This is a genomic window from Aeromonas sp. QDB68 (assembly GCF_027707405.1).
In the GTDB taxonomy this organism is placed as follows: domain Bacteria; phylum Pseudomonadota; class Gammaproteobacteria; order Enterobacterales; family Aeromonadaceae; genus Aeromonas; species Aeromonas caviae.
This window is the reverse complement of the sequence record NZ_JAPCIQ010000021.1, coordinates 1-19,657: the sequence shown is the minus strand read 5'-3', so window position 1 is coordinate 19,657 and position 19,657 is coordinate 1. Positions and strand designations below refer to the sequence as shown.

Genomic DNA, 19,657 nt, shown 5'->3' with positions numbered 1-19,657 from the left:
ATGAGATGAAATCTAAATGAGAATGGTTCGTAGTGCAAAGAACGAATGGTAATAAGATCCCGTGCTTGCCAGTGATTCCACCCTTGGGGAGAATGCCTTCATCAGAGAGGATGCGAACATGTTCAAAAAACTATTCAATGCCCTGTTCAAGGGAGAGATCGCCCAGAGCCCCGAGGTTGAGCCCATCGAATACATGGGCTATCTCATCTATCCCGAGCCCATGGCGGAAGGGGGGCAATACAGGCTGGCAGGTCGCATCACCAGGGAGATAGACGGGCAATTACAGACCCATCGCTTCATCCGCTCCGATCTCTTTGCCAACCCGGCGGATGCCGAGCGCTTCATGGTGCAAAAGGCCCATACCTTCATCGACCAGATGGGGGAGCGCATGTTTGAACCCCGTGTGAAGCCAGACGCCAGCCCAGCTCCATGATGTCAGCCGAGCTGCTCGCCTTGCGCCACGCTATCGCTCATGCCGGCGAGCGACGTCTGATCTGGCTGGAAGGGGAGCAGGATGACTGCATCGTTCGTGCCGAATCCTTGCTGTGGGGGGCGGTGTTCTGGCTGGGGCAGGGTCCTGAGCGTCATGTTCCGCAGCCTGCCGCCAAGGCGCTTCAACGGCTCGGTCAGGAGTGCGACACCCTGGTATTCAATGCCTTCAGTGGTTTTCACCCCGATGCATTCGGTGCCTTGGCGGGGACATTGAGGGCTGGGGGGCTCTTGCTTCTGCTGACCCCGCCGCGGGAGGCATGGCCGACCTACCCAGACCCTGATCGTCAGAGGCTGGTCGCCCAGCCAGAGGAGGTCGATCGTGCCGGGCAGGGGTTCATCTCCCGTCTGGTACGGTTGCTGGAAGAAGATCCGGCGCGAGATCTGACGCCTGCCTCTTGTGATATTACCTGGCAGCCTCTCGACGGGGACCGGCCGCTAAGCGCGGATCAGGCCCGTGCGCTGCCCGCCATCCACAACGTGTTGCACGGCCATCGCCGTCGCCCCCTGGTGCTGAGCGCCGATCGCGGTCGTGGCAAGAGCGCCGTGCTGGGGCTGGCGAGCGCCGACTTGCTGAGTCGGGATCCGGCCTTGACGATAGCGGTGACTGCCCCTTCCCACGCTACAGTGGCGACACTTTTTGCCCATGCAGAGCGCGCGCTGGCAGAGATGCCTGAGCGGCTGGCCGGTCTGAGCTATGTGTCCCCTGATCGGGTGGCTCAAGGAGACGTGCTGGCGGATCTGCTGCTGGTAGATGAAGCCGCCGCCATCCCGACCCCACTGCTGGAAGCCATGCTGGCCCGTCACAGTCGCATTGTCTTCGCTACAACGGAGCACGGCTATGAGGGGACGGGGCGCGGCTTTCATCTGCGCTTCAAGAGGGTACTCGATGAGCAAACCCCGGATTGGCAGGAGCTGCACCTGGTGGAGCCCATTCGCTGGAGCCTGAGCGATCCGCTGGAGCCTCTGATCTTCCGGCTCCTTGGTCTGAATGCCGACATATCGGCACCTCATCCCCCGACATCACCGACCTGGCGCCTGGTCGGACAAGATGAGCTGGCCCGTGATGACGCGCTGCTCAATCGGGTGTTCGGCCTGCTCGTGCTGGCTCACTACCAGACCAGCCCCAGTGATCTGCGGTATTTACTGGAGGGGCCGGATCTCGACATTCATCTGATGGAGCAGGGACAGGAGTTGCTCGGGGTGGCGCTGGTCGCGCGGGAGGGCAATATCCCCCCTGATCTGGCGCACGCAATCTGGGCCGGACGAAGGCGCCCTCGTGGACATCTGCTGCCCCAGTCGCTGCTGGCCCACGCCGGTTTCGTGACGGCGGGGGAGCGCTCTTATGCCAGGGTGATGCGCATCGCCATCCATCCTGCCCTTCATCGTCTCGGGCTGGGGTCTTGGTTGCTGGACAAGCTGGTATCACATTATCGGGTATTAGGGGTCGATTATCTGGGATCTGCCTTCTCCGCCAGTCCAGATCTGCTGCCATTCTGGCTCAAGGCGGGATTGAAGGTGCTGCGTCTTGGTCTGCAGCGCGATGCGGCCAGCGGCAGTCATGCAGCTTTGCTGCTGATGCCGTTGCAATCGGAATATCACGCCGAGCTGGCGCAATGGCGACAGCGTTTCATGAGCCAGTTGCCGGCCCTGCTGGCGGGTGAACTCAAGAGGCTGGATACCGAACTGGTCTGGCTATCCCTCAGAGGCGGACCTGTCACTCATGTGCCGGATCTGGATGAATTCGAGCATCGGGAACTCGATTGTTTTGCCCACCATCACAAGCCATTCGAATTGTGCCAGGCGACACTGCAACGCTGGCTGCTCCGGCGAGTGATGATGCTGGACGGGTTGAGTCAGGATGAACGACGGTTGCTGATCGCCACCATCTGGCAATATGCGTCCTGGTCCGAGCTGGCTGCCCGACAGGGTGTCGCGGGCAAACCCGCCCTGATAAAAGCATTGCGCTCCCTGCTGGCCAGACTACTGGCTCAGCAAGCCCCAGCGGGCTGACCCCGCCTCTGGCACGGCAGAAAACCACGGAGCCCGGGAGGAACCAATGGCCCCTCCCGGGTTCTGCACATCGATTCGACTCACCATGGCTGAAGCTCTCTCCGTTCAAGGCGCGGCCACCCCGGGACCCGTTTCTCCCTCTTCCCTGCTCGCGTTTTGCCCATTGCCACTGCTCTGATGAGCCTGGTCAGGGCTGTCTGCATTTTGGTTTTTTCTGAATATGGACTAATACTTGAATGTGAAATGAATTTTAATAAATGCATTATTTTCAGATGGTTAGCGTTGGGTGTATGGAATGCAGGCCATCTTCTCCAACGTGCACAGGGAGTGCAATGTGAGAAACGATGCAGCTCAGGCAGGTGCCGGAATGATGATGTGGTTCATCAGCAGCAGCGCCTTTGCCAATGAGATCCGGTTCAACATGACGCGCGGGGCGACCGCCATCAGCCAGCAGGTCTATGACCTGCACATGACGATTTTCTATATCTGTTGCGTCATCGGTCTGCTCGTCTTCGGCATCATGTTCTGGTCCATCGTGCACCATCGAAAATCGCGCGGTGCCAAAGCCGCCCAGTTTCACGAAAGCACCCGCATCGAGTTGCTGTGGACGGTCATCCCCGTGTTGATACTGATCGCGATGGCGGCACCGGCAACCTCGACCCTGTTGAAGATGGAGGATACCTCCAAGGCCGATCTCACCGTCCTCGTCACGGGCTCGCAATGGAAATGGCATTACAAATACCTAGAGTATCCAGTGGCGTTTTATTCCCTGCTGGCGACCAGCAAACAGCAGATCTCCGGTGATGTCCCCAAGGGCGGCAATTATCTGCTGGAGGTGGATAACCCTCTGGTATTGCCGGTCGGCAAGAAGATCCGTTTCCTGATGACCTCGGACGATGTCATTCACTCCTGGTGGGTTCCCGCCTTCGCCGTGAAAAAAGACGCCAATCCTGGCTACATCAACGAGTCCTGGACCCGGATCGACAAGCCGGGCACCTATCGTGGGCAGTGCGCCGAGCTGTGCGGCAAGGATCACGGTTTCATGCCTGTGGTTGTGGTGGCCAAATCCGCAGAGGAGTTCGAGAAGTGGATTGCCAGAAAGGGAGACGAGCAGGCAACTGCCAAGGCACAGCAACAGGCGCAGGCAGCGGAGACCATGACGTTGCCACAAGCCATGGCACAGGGGGAGAAAGTCTATCTGGGGCACTGCGCTGCCTGTCATCAGCCCGCGGGTACCGGATTGCCCGGCATCTTCCCGGCGCTCAATGGCAGCAAGGTGACCACACAGGCGGAACATCGGGCCCAGCATCTGGACATCGTCCTGCATGGCAAGAGCGGCACGGCGATGCAGCCTTTTGGCAAACAGTTGACGGCGCAGGAACTGGCCGCCGTCATCACCTATGAACGCAATGCCTGGGATAACAAGACCGGCGACCTTGTGCAGCCAGCCGAGGTGCAGTCCCTTCTCAACCCGGCCAATCCGGACAAGGACAAGTGAGGCGTCGGCATGAGTGATGGAATCACGGATACCCCGCACAGCGAACATGTCCACCAGCCAGCGGCCGGTCTGAGGCGCTGGCTCTACACCACCAATCACAAGGACATCGGTACCCTGTATCTGTGCTTTGCTCTCACCATGTTCTTTACCGGTGGCGCCATGGCCATGGTGATCCGGGCAGAACTGTTCCAGCCCGGACTGCAACTGGTGGAACCCCTGTTTTTCAACCAGATGACCACGGTACACGGCCTTATCATGGTCTTTGGTGCCGTTATGCCCGCCTTCACCGGCCTCGCCAACTGGCTGATCCCCATCATGATTGGGGCCCCTGACATGGCGTTGCCCCGCATGAACAACTGGAGCTTCTGGATCCTGCCGTTTGCTTTCCTCATCCTCCTGTCGAGCCTGTTTATGGAGGGAGGCGGCCCCAGTTCTGGCTGGACCTTCTATGCCCCCCTGTCCACCCAGTACAGCGGCAACAGCACGGCCCTGTTCGTCTTTGCCATTCACATCATGGGGATCTCCTCCATCATGGGGGCCATCAACGTCATCGTGACCATCTTCAACCTGCGGGCGCCGGGCATGGGTTGGATGCAGATGCCGCTGTTTGTCTGGACCTGGCTCATCACGGCGTTTCTGCTCATCGCTGTCATGCCGGTGCTGGCGGCTGCGGTGACCATGGTGCTGACGGACAAGTATTTCGGGACCAGTTTCTTCGATGCGGCCGGTGGGGGGGATCCTGTCCTGTTTCAGCACATTTTCTGGTTCTTCGGGCACCCGGAAGTCTACATCATGATATTGCCGGCTTTCGGCATCGTCTCCAGCATCATTCCGACCTTCTCCCGCAAGAAGCTGTTCGGTTATCGCTCCATGGTTTATGCCACCAGCAGCATCGCCTTGCTCTCCTTCATGGTCTGGGCTCACCACATGTTCACTACCGGATTGCCCGTGGTGGCGGAGCTGTTCTTCATGTACACCACCATGTTGATCGCGGTGCCGACAGGGGTAAAGGTATTCAACTGGCTTGCTACCATGTGGCGTGGTTCTCTGACATTCGAGACCCCCATGCTGTTTGCCATCGCCTTCATCACCCTGTTCACCATTGGCGGTTTCTCCGGGCTGATGCTGGCCATGACGCCAGCTGATTTTCAGTATCACGACACCTATTTCGTAGTGGCCCATTTCCATTATGTGCTGGTGACCGGTGCCGTCTTCTCGATCCTGGCTGCGGCCTACTACTGGTTGCCGAAATGGACGGGGCACATGTATGACGAGCGGCTCGGCCAATGGCACTTCTGGTGTTCGCTCGTCTCGGTCAATGTGCTGTTTTTCCCCATGCATTTTGTCGGGCTGGCGGGCATGCCTCGCCGCATTCCCGATTACGCCCTGCAATTTGCCGACTTCAACATGCTGATCAGCCTGGGGGGCTTTGCCTTCGGCCTGTCCCAGCTGCTGTTTGTCTGGGGGGTGATCAAATGCATCAGAGGCGGAGCCAAGGCGAGCGATCGGGTATGGGAGGGGGCCGAGGGGCTGGAATGGACGCTCTCTTCTCCCCCTCCCTATCACAGTTTCCAGACTCCACCGGATATCCGGTCGGAAGAGCGTTAGGGGGGTCATATGACCAAGGTCAGTCATGCCCCCTTGCTCAGAAAACTGGCTCTGGTCGTGCTCGTCATGTTTGGTTTTGCCTTTGCGCTGGTGCCGCTTTATGACGTCTTCTGCCGGATCACCGGCCTCAATGGCAAGACGTCTGATCAAGCGGCCAGTACGGAGCGGGCGGTGATCGACAGCAAGCGGAGCATCCAGATCGAGTTTCTTGCTCATGCGGATACCCGGATGCCGTGGGAGTTCAGCGGTGAGACGACTCGGCTGTCGGTGCGGCCGGGGGAGGTGAAGATGGTCAACTTTCGGGTGTTCAATCCCACGGAGCGGACCATGGTGGGTCAGGCGGTCCCGTCGGTCTCTCCCGGTCCCGCCGCAGCCTATCTGAAGAAAGTGGAGTGTTTCTGCTTCGATCACCAGGAGCTGAGGGCAGGGCAGAGCAAGCTGATGCCGCTCAAGTTCTATATCGATCCGGCACTACCGGACAGCATCAATACCATCACGCTTTCCTACTCGCTCTATGACATCACGGAGTCCGTACCTGCACCGGCACTCGCACAGAGGAAATGACCATGGCCAAGGTGAACCAGACCTATTATGTCCCGGACCAGAGTCGCTGGCCCATCATTGGTGCCATTGCACTGTTTTTCCTGGCGTTGGGGGCGGGACATCTGGTCAATGAAGTGACGAGTGGGCAGACCGGTTTCGGCCGGTATCTGATGATGGCCGGTGTCGCCCTGCTGGCATTCATGTTGTTTGGCTGGTTCCGTCACATCATCCGGGAGTCCATGACCGGGCTCTACAGCGCCCAGATGGACAGATCCTTCAGGCAGGGCATGGTCTGGTTCATCTTCTCTGAAGTGATGTTCTTTCTGGCTTTTTTCGGAGTGCTGTTCTATGCACGCCAGCTTGCGGTGCCCTGGCTGGATGGTGCGGGCCACAGGGTGATGACGGGCCAGCTGCTGTGGCCGGATTTCACCGCTCACTGGCCCCTGCTCAAGACGCCCGGCGGGGCCACGACCCAGGCCATGCCCTGGCAGGGGATCCCCCTCATCAATACCTTGATCCTGCTCGGCTCCTCCGTGACCCTGCTGTTTGCACACATGAGTCTGGAAAACGGCAGACGCATGCGGCTCAAGGGGATGTTGCTGGCAACTGTGGTGCTCGGGCTGACATTCCTGTGGTTTCAAGGCTATGAGTATCTGCATGCCTATCGGGATCTCGGGTTGCGGCTGGATTCCGGCATCTATGGCAATACCTTCTTCATTCTGACCGGGTTCCATGGACTGCACGTGCTGCTGGGCACCCTTTTCCTGACCATCATCTGGCTGCGAATCATGTTGAGGGATCATTTCACCCCACAGCGTCATTTCACTTTCCAGGCTGCGGCCTGGTACTGGCACTTCGTCGATGTGATCTGGCTCTGTCTGTTCGTCTTTGTCTACCTGCTTTGATGCCGTGCTCAGTAGGGGCGAGGGTTGGGCTCCAGCCAGCCCATCGCGAGAGAGAGCAGCAGTATGATGACCACCAGCAGGGAGAAGAAGACGCGCCGGCCCAGAGGTACCGACATCTTTTGCGTATTGCCTTCACTGAGCATCAGCCAGAGGGCGTGAAACAGCTGGCCGATGATGAGCAGCAGCATGAGTATCAGAACGACCTTGATCAACATCTTGGGATCCTCCTCGATATGCGCGATTCGGCTGCACGAGACAAGCGACGACCATGGCATCACAGACGCTGGTTCGTCTTGTTGTTCACTCTGGTGGTGACGGCCGGTTTGTGCAAGCTGGCGTTCTGGCAGTGGCAGCGCGGAATGGAAAAAACGGCCTGGCTGGCGCAGATGGCAAAGATGCAGCAGGCCGGGCCAAGGACATTGGCCCAGATCGACTGGCAACACCCGGAGTCACTGGATGGCCAGCCTCTGCAAGGGAAAGCCGAGTGGATCAGCCCTTATGTCTGGTTGCTGGACAACCAGATCGTCAACGGGGAGGTTGGCTATGACGTGCTCATCCCGGTACGCACAGAGGGGGGATCCTCACAGTTGCTGGTCAACCTGGGATGGGTGCCTGCGCCATCCGACAGGTCGCAATTGCCCAATCCCGCCATTCCCGCCGCAATGACCCTTGAAGGTGTTCTGCGCATGGCTCCCGGCGGCTTCCTGCTGGGACAGAACATAGAACCAGGCCCCTACCCGAACCGGCTGCAATCCATCAGGGTCGAGACCCTGCGACAGGCAATCGGAGTCCCGCTTGCAGACGCCGTGTTGTATCAAAGACGAACCCCATTCCTCTATCACTACCAGCACAATGTCATGCCGCCCGAAAAACACCGGGCCTATGCGGTGCAATGGCTCGGCTTGGCGCTGGTGGTTCTGTCAGGGGGGTCATGCTGACAAGGAGGTGCTCCCCATGAGCGGATGGCGACGCTGGCGGGTGCCAGCGCTCTTTGCTGCGGTGATCCTGCTGCCTGTGGTGCTGGCGGCTCTGACTCTTCACCAGGGCTGGTATGAACCCGGCACGCGCAGCAAGGGGCACTGGCTGCACCAGGATATCTATCTGTTGCAACCGCTTCCTGCCCATCAGCACCAATGGCGACTGGTCTATCTGGTGGCCCCTCGCTGCGAGGGGCAATGCCGGCAGGTCCCTGTGCTGATGGCGCGCATCCAGGCGGCACTTGGCCGCAACCTGGACAAGCTGGAGCTGGTCCAGTTGACGCCACCTCACGAGGCAAACAGTGAAATGAGGGAGGGGGATATACTGCTGGTGGACGCCCGCGGCTTGGCCATCTTGCGTTACGAGGTGCCCGGCAGCACGACGACCTGGCCGTTGCTTGGCAAGGCGGTACTGTCGGATCTGCAGCAACTGCTCAAATATCAGCGTGGGGTGCAGTGACGATGCAGCCGACATGGGACTCGCATCTTCTGGTGACTGCACGGTCAACGAGGCGTCATATGAAGATGCACAAGAGGCTGGCCTCCGTGGCCATTGCGCTGGCAGTTCTTGTCATCGCGCTCGGTGCTTATACCCGGTTGACGGATGCCGGGCTGGCTTGCCCCGATTGGCCAGGTTGCTATGGTTCCCTGGCCATTCCCCGCGCTGAGCATGCGGAACTGGCGGCACAGCGCTATCCGGCCAGCCCGCTTGTTCCTCACAAAGCGCGCAGCGAGATGGTGCATCGCTACTGCGCCGGGGTGCTGGGAGGCGTGATTGTGCTCCTGTCCGGCTTGGGCTGGCGTACAGGCGGCCGACTGCGTCACCTCTCGCTCATCTTGCTGGTGCTGGTTGCGGGTCAGGCGGCACTGGGTATGTGGACGGTGACCCTGGCCCTGCATCCCCTGGTGGTGACCACTCATCTGCTGGGCGGCTTCGCCATCCTGACCTTGCTATGGCTCTATCGGGCCGAATTGGCAGGTTTCCCTTCACCCCCGCCCGTACACCAGGGCGTTTCCTGGCTTGGCAGCATGGCCTGTGGCGTGTTGCTGCTGCATATCGCGCTGGGGGGCTGGACGTCGGCGAACTATGCGGCCATGGCGTGTGTGGAGTTTCCCTTGTGCCAGGGCAACTGGCAGGCAGAGCTGAATTGGGCGCAAGCCTTTCATCTCCCTCTGGGGCACGCCAGCTATGAGTTCGGCGTGCTGGGCAAGGAGGCGCGCCAGACCATTCACATCGCCCATCGCCTGGGAGCGCTGACCACGGCCTTGCTGGTGGGTGCTTTCGCCCTCGCGCTGCTCTGCCAGCGGACCCCCCTGAGAGGGTTTGGCTGGCTGTTGCTGGGTCTGCTGACCGTGCAGATTGCCTTGGGATTGGCGAACGTCCATCTGGCCCTGCCGCTGGCCAACGCCCTTGCACACAATCTGGTGGCCGCCCACCTGCTGGCCTGTTGTGTGCTGGCGCGCGGGAGCCTCTCTTTGCATCATCACGACCCCTTGCCATCCCCTGGGATGGTCAGGAGCCGGACATGAATGGGAGAGGGCGGGCACAGCGCTTTGCCCTCCGCCGGGTGCGCGATTATTGTCAGTTGACCAAACCAAAGGTGGTCGCCCTGCTGCTCCTGACCGCCTGGGTGGGCATGCTGCTGGCCGAGCCGACACGCGCCTCTCTGGACGAGATGATACTGGGCCTGGCGGGGATTGGACTGCTCGCTGCCGGGGCGGCGGCCATGAACCATTCTCTGGATAGCGGCATCGATGCCCGGATGCGCAGAACGCGCTGGCGCCCGGTCGCCATGGGACGGATCACGCCGGGGCAGGCGATGAGTTTCGCGATCTGTCTGGCACTGTCGGGGTTTGTTCTGCTCCATTGGGGCGTAAATCCCCTGACTGCCTGGCTAACCCTGGCCAGCCTGTTCGGCTATGCGGTCGTCTATACCCTGCTGCTGAAGCGGGCCACGCCGCAGAATATCGTCATCGGCGGATTGGCGGGAGCCATGCCGCCGCTCTTGGGCTGGACCAGCATCACGGGGCAGCTTTCGGCCGAGCCCTGGCTGCGGGTGATGATCATCTTTACCTGGACGCCGCCCCATTTCTGGTGTTTGGCCATCCACCGGCGCGATGACTATGCCGGTGCCGACATTCCCATGCTGCCGGTCACCCACGGCACCGATTTCACCAAGACAGCCATCCTGCTCTATCTGCTGATCCTGACGCTCGTCTGTCTGCTGCCCTATCTGATCGGCATGTCGGGGCTTGTCTACCTGGTCGGCAGCCTTGGGTTGAACCTCGGATTCTGCTGGCATGGTTGGCTGTTGAAGTACGGGGATCGGCCCGGCCAGGCGATGCGCACCTTCCGTTTCTCCATCTATCACCTGATGCTGCTGTTTGGTCTGCTGATTCTGGATCACCACTGGTTGTGGCGGTTGTCATGACGTTGATGCGGGTCGCGGTCGGGTGAATGGTGACGCTGCGTCGGTGCACTGCAGGGATGCACAGACCTGATGCAAAACAAGATGGCCCCAAGGGGCCATCTTGTTTTCAGGGGGACGGAGTGGAGCCTAGAGCTTGACCATGATGTGGCGCGGCACCGTGTAGTCCTCCAGCGCGTAGAGGGAGAGATCCTTGCCGTAGCCGGACATCTTCATGCCGCCGTGGGGCATCTCGGAGGTGAGCATGAAGTGGGTGTTGATCCAGGTGCAGCCGTACTGCAGGTGGCTGGCTACCTTGCTGGCAAGGCCGAGATCCCGGGTCCAGACCGAGCTGGCGAGGCCGTAGTCCGAGTCGTTGGCCCACTGCACCACCTGCTCGGCGTCGCCAAAGCGGGTCACCGACACCACCGGGCCAAATACCTCCCGGCGCACAATTTCATCCTCCTGACGGGCATGGGCGATCAGGGTCGGTTCGAAGAAGAAGCCGTTGCCGGGGCGGATCTTGCCTCCCGCCGTCACCTCGACGTGACCGCTGCTCTGGGCCCGCTCCACGAAGCTGGCCACCCGGTTGCGCTGCCGGTCCGAGATGAGCGGCCCCATCTCCACCCCCTCCTCGCGCGGACCGCCCACCTTGATGGAGGCAACCGCCTCGGTCATGGCGGCGACGAACTTGTCGTAGATCTTGCCCTGGGCATAGATGCGGCAAGCGGCTGTGCAATCCTGGCCGGCGTTGTAGAAGCCGAAGGTGCGAATGCCGGCCACCACGGCCTCCAAGTCTGCATCGTCAAAGATGATGACCGGCGCCTTGCCGCCAAGCTCCAGATGGGTGCGCTTCATGGTGCGGGCGGCGCTCTGCAGGATCTTCTGGCCAGTGGCGATGTCACCGGTGAGGGACACCATGCGCACCAGCGGGTGCTCCACCAGCGGCGCCCCCACGCTCTCGCCCCGGCCGCAGACGATGTTGATGACGCCGCGGGGGAACAGCTCGCTGGCGAGCTCCGCCAGGCGCAGGGCGGTGAGCGGGGTCTGCTCGGAGGGCTTGAGCACCACCGTATTGCCGGCGGCGAGCACCGGGGCCATCTTCCAAGCCGCCATCATCAGCGGATAGTTCCAGGGGGCGATACTGCCCACCACACCGATGGGGTCGCGGCGGATCATGCTGGTGTGCCCCTCGATGTACTCCCCCGCCAGCGGCCCCTGCAGGCAGCGGGCAGCGCCGGCGAAGAAGCGGAAGCAGTCCACTACCGCCGGCAGCTCGTCATTGAGCACCGCCAGATAGGGTTTGCCGCAGTTGAGGGATTCGAGGGCCGCGAACTCCTCGGCGTGGCGCTCGATGGCATCGGCCAGGCGCAGCAGCAGGGTACTGCGGCTCGCCGGGGTGGTGCGGCTCCACTGGGCGAAGGCGCGCTGGGCGCCGTTCACCGCCCGGTTCACCTGCTCGAACGAGGCTTCAGGCACGGAGGCTATGAGCTCCCCGGTGGCCGGGTTGAGGATGGGCTCGGCCTGGCCGTCACCGGTGACGAACTGACCGTCGATCAAAAGTTGGGTAGAGAGTTTCATGGTTGCATCCTTGCGCACGCGTTGAGTCGTTATTTGCCGCTGCCGGAAACGTCCTGGCCGTCGCGGGTGAGGTAGTAGGCAAGCAGAATGGGAATGGTGGTGAAGGCCACTATGATGAGCGCCACCACGTTAGTGACCGGCCTGTCCCGTGGCCGGATCAGCTCCTGATACATCCAGATCGGCAGCGTGGTCTGCTGGCCCGCGGTGAAGGTGGTGACGATCACCTCGTCAAAGCTCAGGGCAAACGCCAGCATGCCCCCCGCCAGCAGTGCCGTGGCCAGATTGGGCAGGATCACGTAGCGCAGGGTCTGGAAGCTGTCGGCACCAAGATCCATCGACGCCTCTATGAGGCTCTGGTTGGTGCGGCGAAAGCGCGCCAGGGCATTGTTGTAGACCACCACCACGCAGAAGGTGGCGTGACCGATGACGATGGTCCAGAAGCTGAAAGGGATCTCCATCACCCCGTAGGCGGAGCGCAGCGCGATGCCGGTGACGATGCCGGGCAGGGCGATGGGCAGCACCAGCAACAGCGATACCACCTCCTGGCCGAAGAAGCGGCTGCGGGCGATGGCCCCCGCCGCCAGGGTGCCGAGCACCATGGCGGCCAGCGTCGCCAGTCCCGCTACCTCCAGCGACAGCTGGATCGCGCGCCACACGTCGGGGCGGTTGAGGGTCACCTCGAACCACTTGAGGGTGATGCCGGGGGGCGGGAACTGGTAGCTCTTGCTCTCGCTGGTGAAGGCGTAGAGGAAGATGAACAGGATCGGAAAGTGCAGGAACAGGAGACCGCCGATGGCCGCGTACTTGAGCAGGCCGGAGGGCTGGCTGCCATGGTCCCGCTTCATGGAAGTATTAGAGCGCATCGAAGGCCCCCAGGCGTTTCGCGATGGTCAGGTAGATGGCGATGATGAGGATCGGCACCAGCGAGAAGGCGGCGGCGAAGGGCAGGTTGCCCGCCGTGCCCTGCTGCATGTAGACCACCTGACCTATGTACATGGTGGAGTTGCCTATGATGCTGGGGATGATGTAGTCCCCCAGCGTCAGGGAGAAGGTGAAGATGGAGCCCGCCACCACGCCGGGCAGGGCCAGCGGCAGGATCAGGGTGCGAAAGGTCTGGGTAGGGGTGGCGCCGAGATCGCCGCTCGCCTCCAGCAAGGAGCGCGGGATCTGCTCCACCGCCGCCTGGATGGGCAGGATCATGAAAGGCAGCCAGACGTAGACGAACACGATGAAGGTGCCGATGCGCGAGAACGAGAGCGACGGCCCCCCTATCACCGGCAGCGAGAGGATGGCGTCCAGCAGCCAGTCCAGTCCCAGAGTATCTGCCAGCCAGCTGATGACCCCCTCCTTGGCCAGGATCAGCTTCCAGGCGTAGACCCGTACCAGATAGCTGGACCAGAGCGGCAGCATGATGCCGACGTAGAACAGAGCCCGGGTCTTGCCGCTGGTGTAGCGCGCCATGTAGTAGGCCACCGGAAAGCCGAGCAGGGCGCAGGCCAGGGTCACCAGCAGCGACATGCCGACGGTGCGCAGGATCACGTCCAGGTTCTCAGCCCGCAGCAGGGCAACGAAGTTCTGCAGCCCCAGCTCGTGGCGGATCTGGCCGCTGAACTCGTCCAGTCCGAAGAAGGCGTTGGAGAGCAGCATCAGCAGGGAGCCGACATAGATGATGCCAAGCCAGAGCAGGGGGGGCCCCAGCAGGATGGCCAGCAACAGACCCGGCCGCCCGTAGAGCAGGGTGGAGAGGCGCCGCAGCGGCCGATAGGAGAGGGGGGCAGTGGGTTGGCTCATGGCAAGGCTCGCACTGTGGGGGGCGCTCATGGTTGAGCTCCCTGAGGGGCGGTGTGCAGGCGATGGATCGCCTGCTCCGGCCAGCTGAGGCTGACCCGGGCGCCACGGGGCAGACGGGCCTGGCCCTCGTTGGGGTGGTTGACGATAAGCTCGAGCTGCTCGCCGAGATCGACCCGGTAGCGCACGAAGGGGCCGAGATACTCCACTTCGCGCACCACCCCGGACCAGCCCGGTGTGCCGGCCTCGGCGAGGCGGATCCGCTCCGGGCGCACCATCATCTGCTGAGCATCGCCGCACAGACGGCGGGCCTGCTCCCCCTCGAACAGGTTGACTGTGCCGACGAAGCGGGCGACGAAGGGGGTGGCGGGGGCGTCGTAGATGGTATCCGGCGCGGCGATCTGCTCGATCTTGCCCTGATTGAAGATGCAGATCCGGTCGCTCATGGAGAGCGCCTCCTGCTGATCGTGGGTGACGAAGATGAAGGTGATGCCGAGCTGGCGCTGCAAGGCTTTCAGCTCGAGCTGCATCTGCTCGCGCAGCTTGAGGTCGAGGGCCCCGAGCGGTTCGTCCAGCAGCAGGATGCGCGGCTGGTTGATCAGCGCTCGGGCGATGGCGATGCGCTGGCGCTGGCCGCCGGAGAGCTGGCCCGGCTTGCGGTTGCCGACGCCGGGCAGGCGCACCAGTTCCAGCATCTCGTCCACCTTGCGGTAACGCTCCGCCTTGGCGACGCCCTTGAGCATCAGGCCGTAGCCGATGTTGTCGCGCACATCCATGTTGGGAAACAGGGCGTAGTCCTGAAACACGGTATTAAGGTTGCGATCGTAGGGGGGCACGGTGGAGCAGGGCTCGCCAAACAGCTGGATCTCCCCCTCGCTCGGGTATTCGAAGCCCGCGATCATCCGCAGGCAGGTAGTCTTGCCGGAACCGCTCGGCCCCAGCAGGGTGAAAAACTCGCCGGCCGGGATCTGGAAGGAGATGTCGTCGACCGCCTTCACCTCGCCATAGTGGCGGCTGACCCGGTCAAATTGTACGGCATTCATGGGACGTCCTTGTCTGTGTGGGAAGCGGGCCGGACTCCTGTCCGGCCCCATATCGGCATTTACTGAGGCACCTCAGCGGCCACCCAGGATGGCGATATAGTCCGAGACCCAGCGGTAGTAGGGCACGCAGGTTCCCTGGCTCTTGCACTGGGAGTCAGGGGTACGCCAGAAGTGAACCCGATCGAAGTTGTCGATGCCGTTGGTCTTGCACCCCTCTTTCCCGAGCAGGGCATTGCCCTCGCAGGCGGCCGGTACCACGGGCACGGAGCCGAACCAGGAGGCGAGATCCCCCTGCAGCTTGTTGTTGAGGGAGTGCTCCAGCCACTGATAGGCACAGGTGAGGTTCTTCGCCTCGCTGTGCACCATGCTGGTATCGGCCCAGCCGGTGACGCCCTCCTTGGGCACCGTCGTGGCGATAGGCTGCTTGTCGGCGATCAGGGTATTGGCCTGGAACGGCCAGGAGCCGGAGGCCACCACCCCTCGTTCTTGAAGTCGTCGATCTGGACGAAGGCATCGTGCCAGTAGCGTCCCACCAGCTTGCGCTGCTGGCGCAGGAGGTCGAGGGCGGCCTTGTACTGATCTTCGTTGAGCTCGTAAGGATCCTTGATGCCGAGCGCCGGCTGGTGGCTCATCAGATAGAGGGCGGCATCGGCGATGTGGATGGGGCCGTCGAACGCCTGTACCCGCCCCTTGTTGGACTTGCCGTCCGGCAGGGTCTGCTCCTCGAACACCACGCTCCAGGAGTCGGGCGCCTTGGGGAACACTTTGGTGTTGTACATCAAGATGTTGCCGCCCCACTGGTAGGGCACGCCGTAGTGCTTGCCGTCCACCGTGTGCCAGGGGGCATTCTGCAGGCGGGGATCAATTTTGCTGTAGCTCGGGATGAGCGCCAGGTTGAGCGCCTGCACCTTGCCGCCGGCGATGAGGCGCAGGCTGGCGTCACCGGAGGCGGTCACCAGATCGAAGCCCCCCTCGTTCATCAGCGCCACCATCTCGTCCGAGGTGGCGGCCGTCTTGACGTTGACCTTGCAGCCGGTCTCTTTCTCGAAGCCGGTCACCCAGTCGTAGTTCTTGTCGGTCTCGCCGCGCTCCACGTAGCCGGCCCAGGCCACGATGTTGAGCTGGCCTTCACCCTTGCCGAGGGTGGTGGGGGCAGCCTGGACCTGGCCTGCCAGCAGGGCGGGGATCAGGGCCAGGGTGAGGGGGGTCAGTTTCATCTTGCTCTCCTTGCTGGGGCGGGCACGGTTGTGATGCCACGCTGACAATTAACATCCTGTTAACCAGTCATGAGCGTAGGAGAAGCCGTGAGCAATGAGAATTTCAATTTTTAGCGGCTTTGGTATCTGTAAAATCGATATCGAGTGCAGATGAATCTGATTTTTTTGCCGGAGTCACGGCTGTTCAGGCTCAGTCCTAGCGGGGGAGGTGCTGGCGGGCCCGCAGCCGGCTCTGATCTCTGGCGATGTCGATGAACTCGCGTGCGGCCCAGTCAAGGCGCGAGCCGCGCCGCCACACCAGACCGATGTCGATGGCGGGGATGGGCTCCTTGATGGCGCGGGCCTCGACCCGCTCCTGCTCCAGCGACCAGGGGCGGTAGGCAAAGTCCGGCAGCAGGGCGAGCCCGAGCTGGCTCGCCACCAGGCTGCGCACCGCTTCCACCGAGGCGGTACGCAGCACGATGCGCGGCGAGATGCCGTAGCGGCGCAGGCCGCCGCCGATGATCTGGTCCAGCTGGTCGGCGGTCAGCGAGATCATGGGCTCCTCGCCGAGCGCCTTGAGGGAGAGGGTCGACTCGGCGCAGAGGGGGGGTTGGCGGCGAGCCAGACCCGCAGCGGCGAGCGGGTCAGCAGCTCGGTATCGAACGCCTCCTGGCGGATGGTGCGGTTGGTCATCAGGATCCCCACATCCACCTCGCCGTTGACGATCTGGTGTTCGAGATAGGGCTGCTCATCCTCCTTCACCTCGATCTGTACCGCCGGGAAGGCGCGGCGAAAGCGGCCGAGCGCTTCCGACAGGTAGTAGCCAGCAACCAGGGTGGTTACGCCTATGGTAAGCCGCCCCTGATCCTGCTGGGCCACCGCCTTGAGGGAGTGGCTGGCTTCGGTCATGGCGCTTAGGATGCGACGGGCGTGCAGCAGAAACTGGTGGCCCTGGGTGGTGAGGCTGACGCCGCGCGGGTTGCGCTCGAACAGGGCGGCGCCGAGCTCGGTCTCCAGCTCGCGGATGGCGCTGGTGACCGCCGACTGGGAGATGTGCAGCTCGGCGGCTGCCCGGCTCACCGAGAAGCTGTCGGCCACCGCCACGAAATAGCGGATCTGGCGAAAGGTGAAGTTCATCTGGGCGTCCTGCCACGTGCGATCAAGGTGAGTGCCAGCTTAACCTCGAATCGCGCCCAGACAAAGGCGCCGTGATGGCGCCTTTGTCGTTGTTTTTACGGAAATTAGCGGGCTGTCACCGCCTCTGTGACCGGTACACGGTTCACTCCCTTGCCCAGATAGGCGAGGGTGATGGTCACAATGATGCAGGTGAAGCTGAGCCACATGTAGGGTAGGTAGTCGAGGGTCGCTACCCCGAGGACCCCGGCCATGAAGATGCCGTTGTCGCTCCAGGGCACCATGCCGCAGGTGAGGGTGCCGCCAAACTCGGCGTTGCGGGAGAGGTTCTTGCGCGCCAGCCCCAGTCTGTCGTAGTTCTTGGCCATGATCTTGGGGGTCAGGATCAGCGATACATACATAGCGGAACCGAACACGTTGGCCAAGAAGGCGGTGCCGATGGTGTGGCTGGTCAGGCTGCCGGCGCTGTTGATGCGCTTCTCGAAGGCACTGGCGATGACGGAGAGGATGCCGACCTTCTCCAGCAGACCGCCGAAGCCCAAGCCGAAGATGATGACGGCCACGGAACCCAGCATGGACTCCATGCCGCCGCGGCCGAGGATGTTGTCGATGAAGTCGACGCCGAAGGTAATGGCAAACGGGCTGTAGGCGGAGTGCATTGCCTTCACCGGATCCATGTCCTGGAAGACGATGGCCCAGACAAGACCCAGCAAGGCGCCGAAGCTGATCACCGGGAAGGCGGGCTTGCGGTTGGCCAACAGGCCCAGCACCAGCACCACGGGCACTATGGCCATGGGGGTGATGTTGAACTGCTTGTCGAGGGCGTCCATCACCAGATTGACCTGCTCCAGGCTGACGTTGCCGGAATACTGCATGCCGACCACGGTGAACAGGGCGGCGGTGATGACGTAGGAGAACAGGCTGATGGGCAGCATCCCCTTGATGTGTTCCATCACGTCGACGTTGGACATGGTCGAGGCCAGCACCACGGAGTCGGAGAGCGGGGAGAGCTTGTCACCGAAGTAGACGCCGGAGAGCACGGCACCGGCTACCAGCGGCGCGGGTACCCCCAGGCTGTGGCCTATACCCATCATGGCGATGCCGGCGGTGGCCGCCGAGCCCCAGGAGGTGCCGGTGGCCAGCGAGGTGAGAGAGCAGATGATCAGGGTCGCCAGCAGGAAGATGGAGGGGTGTATAACCTTGAGGCCGAAGTAGATGATGCTGGGGACGATGCCGCCGGCAATCCAGGTGCCCACCAGGGCACCGACGGAGATCAGTATCAGGATGGCCCCCATCCCCTTGGCGACGCCGTCGACTGCCGCCTGTTCCAGGGATTTGTAATCATGGCCGAGCTTGATGCCGAGTCCCATGATGACGAACCAGGCGATGAACAGTGCCAGCTGGATTGGCAGATCCAGCACGCTGGTGAAGGAGAAGGCCAGGGCCAGGAAAATGGCCAGGCAGGCAAATACTTGCGACATGCCCGGCAATCGGATGTGGTGTTGTTGGTTTTGCATAGACGCTCCCTAAACTCTTGCTCGCCAAGGTCAGCCCCTCTCGTCCTGCGGATGCGTCGATCCCGAGAGGCTTACCAAAAGAGGGCGCAATCTACCATAAAGCGGAGGTGTAAAATCCCTGCTCATTCGGCAAAACAGCTTTAAAATTTTAAAATCCCACAAAATAGTTGATCTAATCGGCATTTTTCACTGTTCAATCGACACCGTTTGATAGCCGGAGATCCATAGGCAAGTTCGATTGCAGATGGCAACACCAAAGATGATAATAGTTATCATTAATCTTTTTCGGACCAATGCCAATGAACTGGATAGCACGCGCTCTGCTCTTGGCCGCCCTTCTGGCGGTGCTGGTCTGGGGTCAGGAGAAGGAATACGGGTTCTGGAGCCTGGGGTTCTTGCTGGCTGCCTGGGTCATGCTGGAACCCAGGCTGAGACCGGTGTTGATCCTGCTGCCGGTTGCGGGAATAACAGGGGTCGTCACTCTGCTCTGGCAGCAGGGTTGGCATTAAGCCTGGCGAGTGGGGACGGCCTGGATCTTGTCGTAGGCCTGGCGCAGGGAGGCGATGACCTTCTTCTCCATCTCGCTGCGTTCGGCGTCTGTCGTGAAGTAGATCATGTCGACATCGTGGCGGATATAGTGGGAAGGAAGCTGGTTGAGTGTCAGGCAGCAGAGGTCTGCCAGCTGATAGGGGGTCAATGTTCGAGCCAACCCCTGTTTTTCTATCTCCTTGAGCACCAGATGCTCATAGAAGTTGTGAATATCGGTATCCAGGATCATGGGAAAACCCCCGTGGTGGCGCAGCATCTTCAACAGCATAGCCATGGGGCATGAAAACACAAAAGGCCCGTTACTCTCGTAACGGGCCTTTGCAGAATAATGGTGCGAAGAGAGGGACTCGAACCCTCACATCCGTGGGACACTAACACCTGAAGCTAGCGCGTCTACCAATTCCG

General features: G+C 61.6%; 18 protein-coding genes and 2 pseudogenes. 11 read left to right on the top strand and 9 right to left on the bottom strand.

Features of this window, described 5'->3' with window-relative positions; genetic code table 11:
* Nucleotides 1-118: 118 nt before the first annotated feature.
* From PG892_RS09000 to PG892_RS08975, 6 genes are all read left to right on the top strand, one after another.
* On the top strand, nucleotides 119-433 hold the full coding sequence (locus tag PG892_RS09000) for an HlyU family transcriptional regulator (RefSeq protein ID WP_041211748.1): 315 nt from the start codon (nucleotides 119-121) through the stop codon (nucleotides 431-433).
* Nucleotides 430-2,502 carry a tRNA(Met) cytidine acetyltransferase TmcA gene (locus tag PG892_RS08995; RefSeq protein WP_113978222.1) on the top strand — a complete coding sequence of 691 codons (2,073 nt, stop codon included), beginning with the start codon at nucleotides 430-432 and terminating at the stop codon, nucleotides 2,500-2,502. The genes PG892_RS09000 and PG892_RS08995 overlap by 4 nt, the downstream gene beginning before the upstream one ends.
* Nucleotides 2,503-2,869: 367 nt before the next feature.
* On the top strand, nucleotides 2,870-4,000 hold the full coding sequence (gene coxB / locus PG892_RS08990) for a cytochrome c oxidase subunit II (RefSeq protein WP_223933336.1): 1,131 nt from the start codon (nucleotides 2,870-2,872) through the stop codon (nucleotides 3,998-4,000).
* Between the two features lie 9 nt (nucleotides 4,001-4,009).
* On the top strand, nucleotides 4,010-5,608 hold the full coding sequence (gene ctaD, locus PG892_RS08985; protein ID WP_069784288.1) for a cytochrome c oxidase subunit I: 1,599 nt from the start codon (nucleotides 4,010-4,012) through the stop codon (nucleotides 5,606-5,608).
* Nucleotides 5,609-5,617: 9 nt separating this feature from the next.
* Entirely contained in the window at nucleotides 5,618-6,172 is a 555-nt protein-coding gene (locus PG892_RS08980) for a cytochrome c oxidase assembly protein (protein ID WP_113978221.1), read from the top strand.
* A gap of 2 nt (nucleotides 6,173-6,174) precedes the next feature.
* Nucleotides 6,175-7,056, top strand: a complete 882-nt coding sequence (locus tag PG892_RS08975) for a cytochrome c oxidase subunit 3 (RefSeq protein WP_223933338.1) — start codon at nucleotides 6,175-6,177, stop codon at nucleotides 7,054-7,056.
* Nucleotides 7,057-7,064: 8 nt separating this feature from the next.
* Here PG892_RS08975 and PG892_RS08970 read toward each other — a convergent pair whose 3' ends face one another.
* Nucleotides 7,065-7,271, bottom strand: coding sequence for a DUF2909 family protein (locus PG892_RS08970; RefSeq protein WP_113978217.1), 207 nt, complete (start codon nucleotides 7,269-7,271; stop codon nucleotides 7,065-7,067).
* A gap of 18 nt (nucleotides 7,272-7,289) precedes the next feature.
* Between PG892_RS08970 and PG892_RS08965 the strand changes: the two genes are divergently transcribed.
* The 4 genes from PG892_RS08965 to cyoE are packed head-to-tail and all read left to right on the top strand — an operon-like array spanning nucleotide 7,290 to nucleotide 10,465.
* Nucleotides 7,290-7,994 (top strand): SURF1 family protein, encoded by a 705-nt coding sequence (locus tag PG892_RS08965; protein ID WP_270825331.1) that lies wholly within the window; start codon nucleotides 7,290-7,292, stop codon nucleotides 7,992-7,994.
* 16 nt (nucleotides 7,995-8,010) lie between these two features.
* Nucleotides 8,011-8,493: a hypothetical protein gene (locus PG892_RS08960; protein ID WP_201932974.1), complete on the top strand. Its 483-nt coding sequence runs from the start codon at nucleotides 8,011-8,013 to the stop codon at nucleotides 8,491-8,493.
* A gap of 59 nt (nucleotides 8,494-8,552) precedes the next feature.
* The gene (locus tag PG892_RS08955) at nucleotides 8,553-9,563 is read left to right on the top strand and encodes a COX15/CtaA family protein (RefSeq protein WP_223933342.1); all 1,011 of its coding nucleotides are present in this window, start codon (nucleotides 8,553-8,555) and stop codon (nucleotides 9,561-9,563) included.
* The gene (gene cyoE / locus PG892_RS08950; RefSeq protein WP_270825330.1) at nucleotides 9,560-10,465 is read left to right on the top strand and encodes a heme o synthase; all 906 of its coding nucleotides are present in this window, start codon (nucleotides 9,560-9,562) and stop codon (nucleotides 10,463-10,465) included. Before PG892_RS08955 ends, cyoE begins: the two co-directional genes overlap by 4 nt.
* A 126-nt stretch (nucleotides 10,466-10,591) precedes the next feature.
* Here cyoE and PG892_RS08945 read toward each other — a convergent pair whose 3' ends face one another.
* The 7 genes and pseudogenes from PG892_RS08945 to nhaC all read right to left on the bottom strand — a co-directional run bounded on the left by PG892_RS08945 (nucleotide 10,592) and on the right by nhaC (nucleotide 18,703).
* Complete coding sequence (locus PG892_RS08945) at nucleotides 10,592-12,022, bottom strand: gamma-aminobutyraldehyde dehydrogenase (RefSeq protein ID WP_069784282.1); 1,431 nt, start codon at nucleotides 12,020-12,022, stop codon at nucleotides 10,592-10,594.
* A 29-nt stretch (nucleotides 12,023-12,051) separates the two neighbouring features.
* Nucleotides 12,052-12,867: an ABC transporter permease gene (locus PG892_RS08940; RefSeq protein ID WP_113978209.1), complete on the bottom strand. Its 816-nt coding sequence runs from the start codon at nucleotides 12,865-12,867 to the stop codon at nucleotides 12,052-12,054.
* Between the two features lie 7 nt (nucleotides 12,868-12,874).
* Nucleotides 12,875-13,843, bottom strand: coding sequence for an ABC transporter permease (locus PG892_RS08935; protein ID WP_210556889.1), 969 nt, complete (start codon nucleotides 13,841-13,843; stop codon nucleotides 12,875-12,877).
* Nucleotides 13,840-14,853 (bottom strand): ABC transporter ATP-binding protein, encoded by a 1,014-nt coding sequence (locus tag PG892_RS08930; protein ID WP_103858226.1) that lies wholly within the window; start codon nucleotides 14,851-14,853, stop codon nucleotides 13,840-13,842. Before PG892_RS08930 ends, PG892_RS08935 begins: the two co-directional genes overlap by 4 nt.
* Nucleotides 14,854-14,925: 72 nt before the next feature.
* A pseudogene (locus PG892_RS08925) lies at nucleotides 14,926-16,070 on the bottom strand (ABC transporter substrate-binding protein).
* A gap of 196 nt (nucleotides 16,071-16,266) precedes the next feature.
* Nucleotides 16,267-17,189, bottom strand: a pseudogene (locus tag PG892_RS08920) (LysR family transcriptional regulator).
* A 104-nt stretch (nucleotides 17,190-17,293) separates the two neighbouring features.
* Nucleotides 17,294-18,703, bottom strand: coding sequence for a Na+/H+ antiporter NhaC (gene nhaC / locus PG892_RS08915; protein WP_210556888.1), 1,410 nt, complete (start codon nucleotides 18,701-18,703; stop codon nucleotides 17,294-17,296).
* A gap of 299 nt (nucleotides 18,704-19,002) precedes the next feature.
* On the opposite strand from nhaC, the gene PG892_RS08910 reads away from it, so the two are divergent.
* Nucleotides 19,003-19,212 carry a hypothetical protein gene (locus PG892_RS08910; RefSeq protein ID WP_052814427.1) on the top strand — a complete coding sequence of 70 codons (210 nt, stop codon included), beginning with the start codon at nucleotides 19,003-19,005 and terminating at the stop codon, nucleotides 19,210-19,212.
* Here the strand turns inward: PG892_RS08910 and PG892_RS08905 are convergent.
* On the bottom strand, nucleotides 19,209-19,481 hold the full coding sequence (locus PG892_RS08905) for a late competence development ComFB family protein (protein ID WP_029314828.1): 273 nt from the start codon (nucleotides 19,479-19,481) through the stop codon (nucleotides 19,209-19,211). The two genes, PG892_RS08910 and PG892_RS08905, sit on opposite strands and share 4 nt — an antisense overlap.
* Nucleotides 19,482-19,657: the final 176 nt, after the last annotated feature.

Excerpts from the sequence above, each read along its gene's own strand:
- PG892_RS08975 (WP_223933338.1), top strand. The coding sequence starts at position 6,175 with ATGGCCAAGGTGAACCAGACCTATTATGTCCCGGACCAGAGTCGCTGG.
- PG892_RS08935 (WP_210556889.1), bottom strand. The coding sequence starts at position 13,843 with ATGAGCGCCCCCCACAGTGCGAGCCTTGCCATGAGCCAACCCACTGCC.
- coxB (WP_223933336.1), top strand. The coding sequence starts at position 2,870 with ATGATGATGTGGTTCATCAGCAGCAGCGCCTTTGCCAATGAGATCCGG.
- ctaD (WP_069784288.1), top strand. The coding sequence starts at position 4,010 with ATGAGTGATGGAATCACGGATACCCCGCACAGCGAACATGTCCACCAG.
- PG892_RS08905 (WP_029314828.1), bottom strand. The coding sequence starts at position 19,481 with ATGATCCTGGATACCGATATTCACAACTTCTATGAGCATCTGGTGCTC.
- PG892_RS08940 (WP_113978209.1), bottom strand. The coding sequence starts at position 12,867 with ATGAAGCGGGACCATGGCAGCCAGCCCTCCGGCCTGCTCAAGTACGCG.
- PG892_RS08910 (WP_052814427.1), top strand. The coding sequence starts at position 19,003 with ATGAACTGGATAGCACGCGCTCTGCTCTTGGCCGCCCTTCTGGCGGTG.
- PG892_RS08970 (WP_113978217.1), bottom strand. The coding sequence starts at position 7,271 with ATGTTGATCAAGGTCGTTCTGATACTCATGCTGCTGCTCATCATCGGC.
- PG892_RS08945 (WP_069784282.1), bottom strand. The coding sequence starts at position 12,022 with ATGAAACTCTCTACCCAACTTTTGATCGACGGTCAGTTCGTCACCGGT.
- PG892_RS08995 (WP_113978222.1), top strand. The coding sequence starts at position 430 with ATGATGTCAGCCGAGCTGCTCGCCTTGCGCCACGCTATCGCTCATGCC.
- PG892_RS09000 (WP_041211748.1), top strand. The coding sequence starts at position 119 with ATGTTCAAAAAACTATTCAATGCCCTGTTCAAGGGAGAGATCGCCCAG.
- PG892_RS08965 (WP_270825331.1), top strand. The coding sequence starts at position 7,290 with ATGCGCGATTCGGCTGCACGAGACAAGCGACGACCATGGCATCACAGA.
- PG892_RS08955 (WP_223933342.1), top strand. The coding sequence starts at position 8,553 with ATGAAGATGCACAAGAGGCTGGCCTCCGTGGCCATTGCGCTGGCAGTT.
- PG892_RS08980 (WP_113978221.1), top strand. The coding sequence starts at position 5,618 with ATGACCAAGGTCAGTCATGCCCCCTTGCTCAGAAAACTGGCTCTGGTC.
- PG892_RS08960 (WP_201932974.1), top strand. The coding sequence starts at position 8,011 with ATGAGCGGATGGCGACGCTGGCGGGTGCCAGCGCTCTTTGCTGCGGTG.
- cyoE (WP_270825330.1), top strand. The coding sequence starts at position 9,560 with ATGAATGGGAGAGGGCGGGCACAGCGCTTTGCCCTCCGCCGGGTGCGC.
- nhaC (WP_210556888.1), bottom strand. The coding sequence starts at position 18,703 with ATGCAAAACCAACAACACCACATCCGATTGCCGGGCATGTCGCAAGTA.
- PG892_RS08930 (WP_103858226.1), bottom strand. The coding sequence starts at position 14,853 with ATGAATGCCGTACAATTTGACCGGGTCAGCCGCCACTATGGCGAGGTG.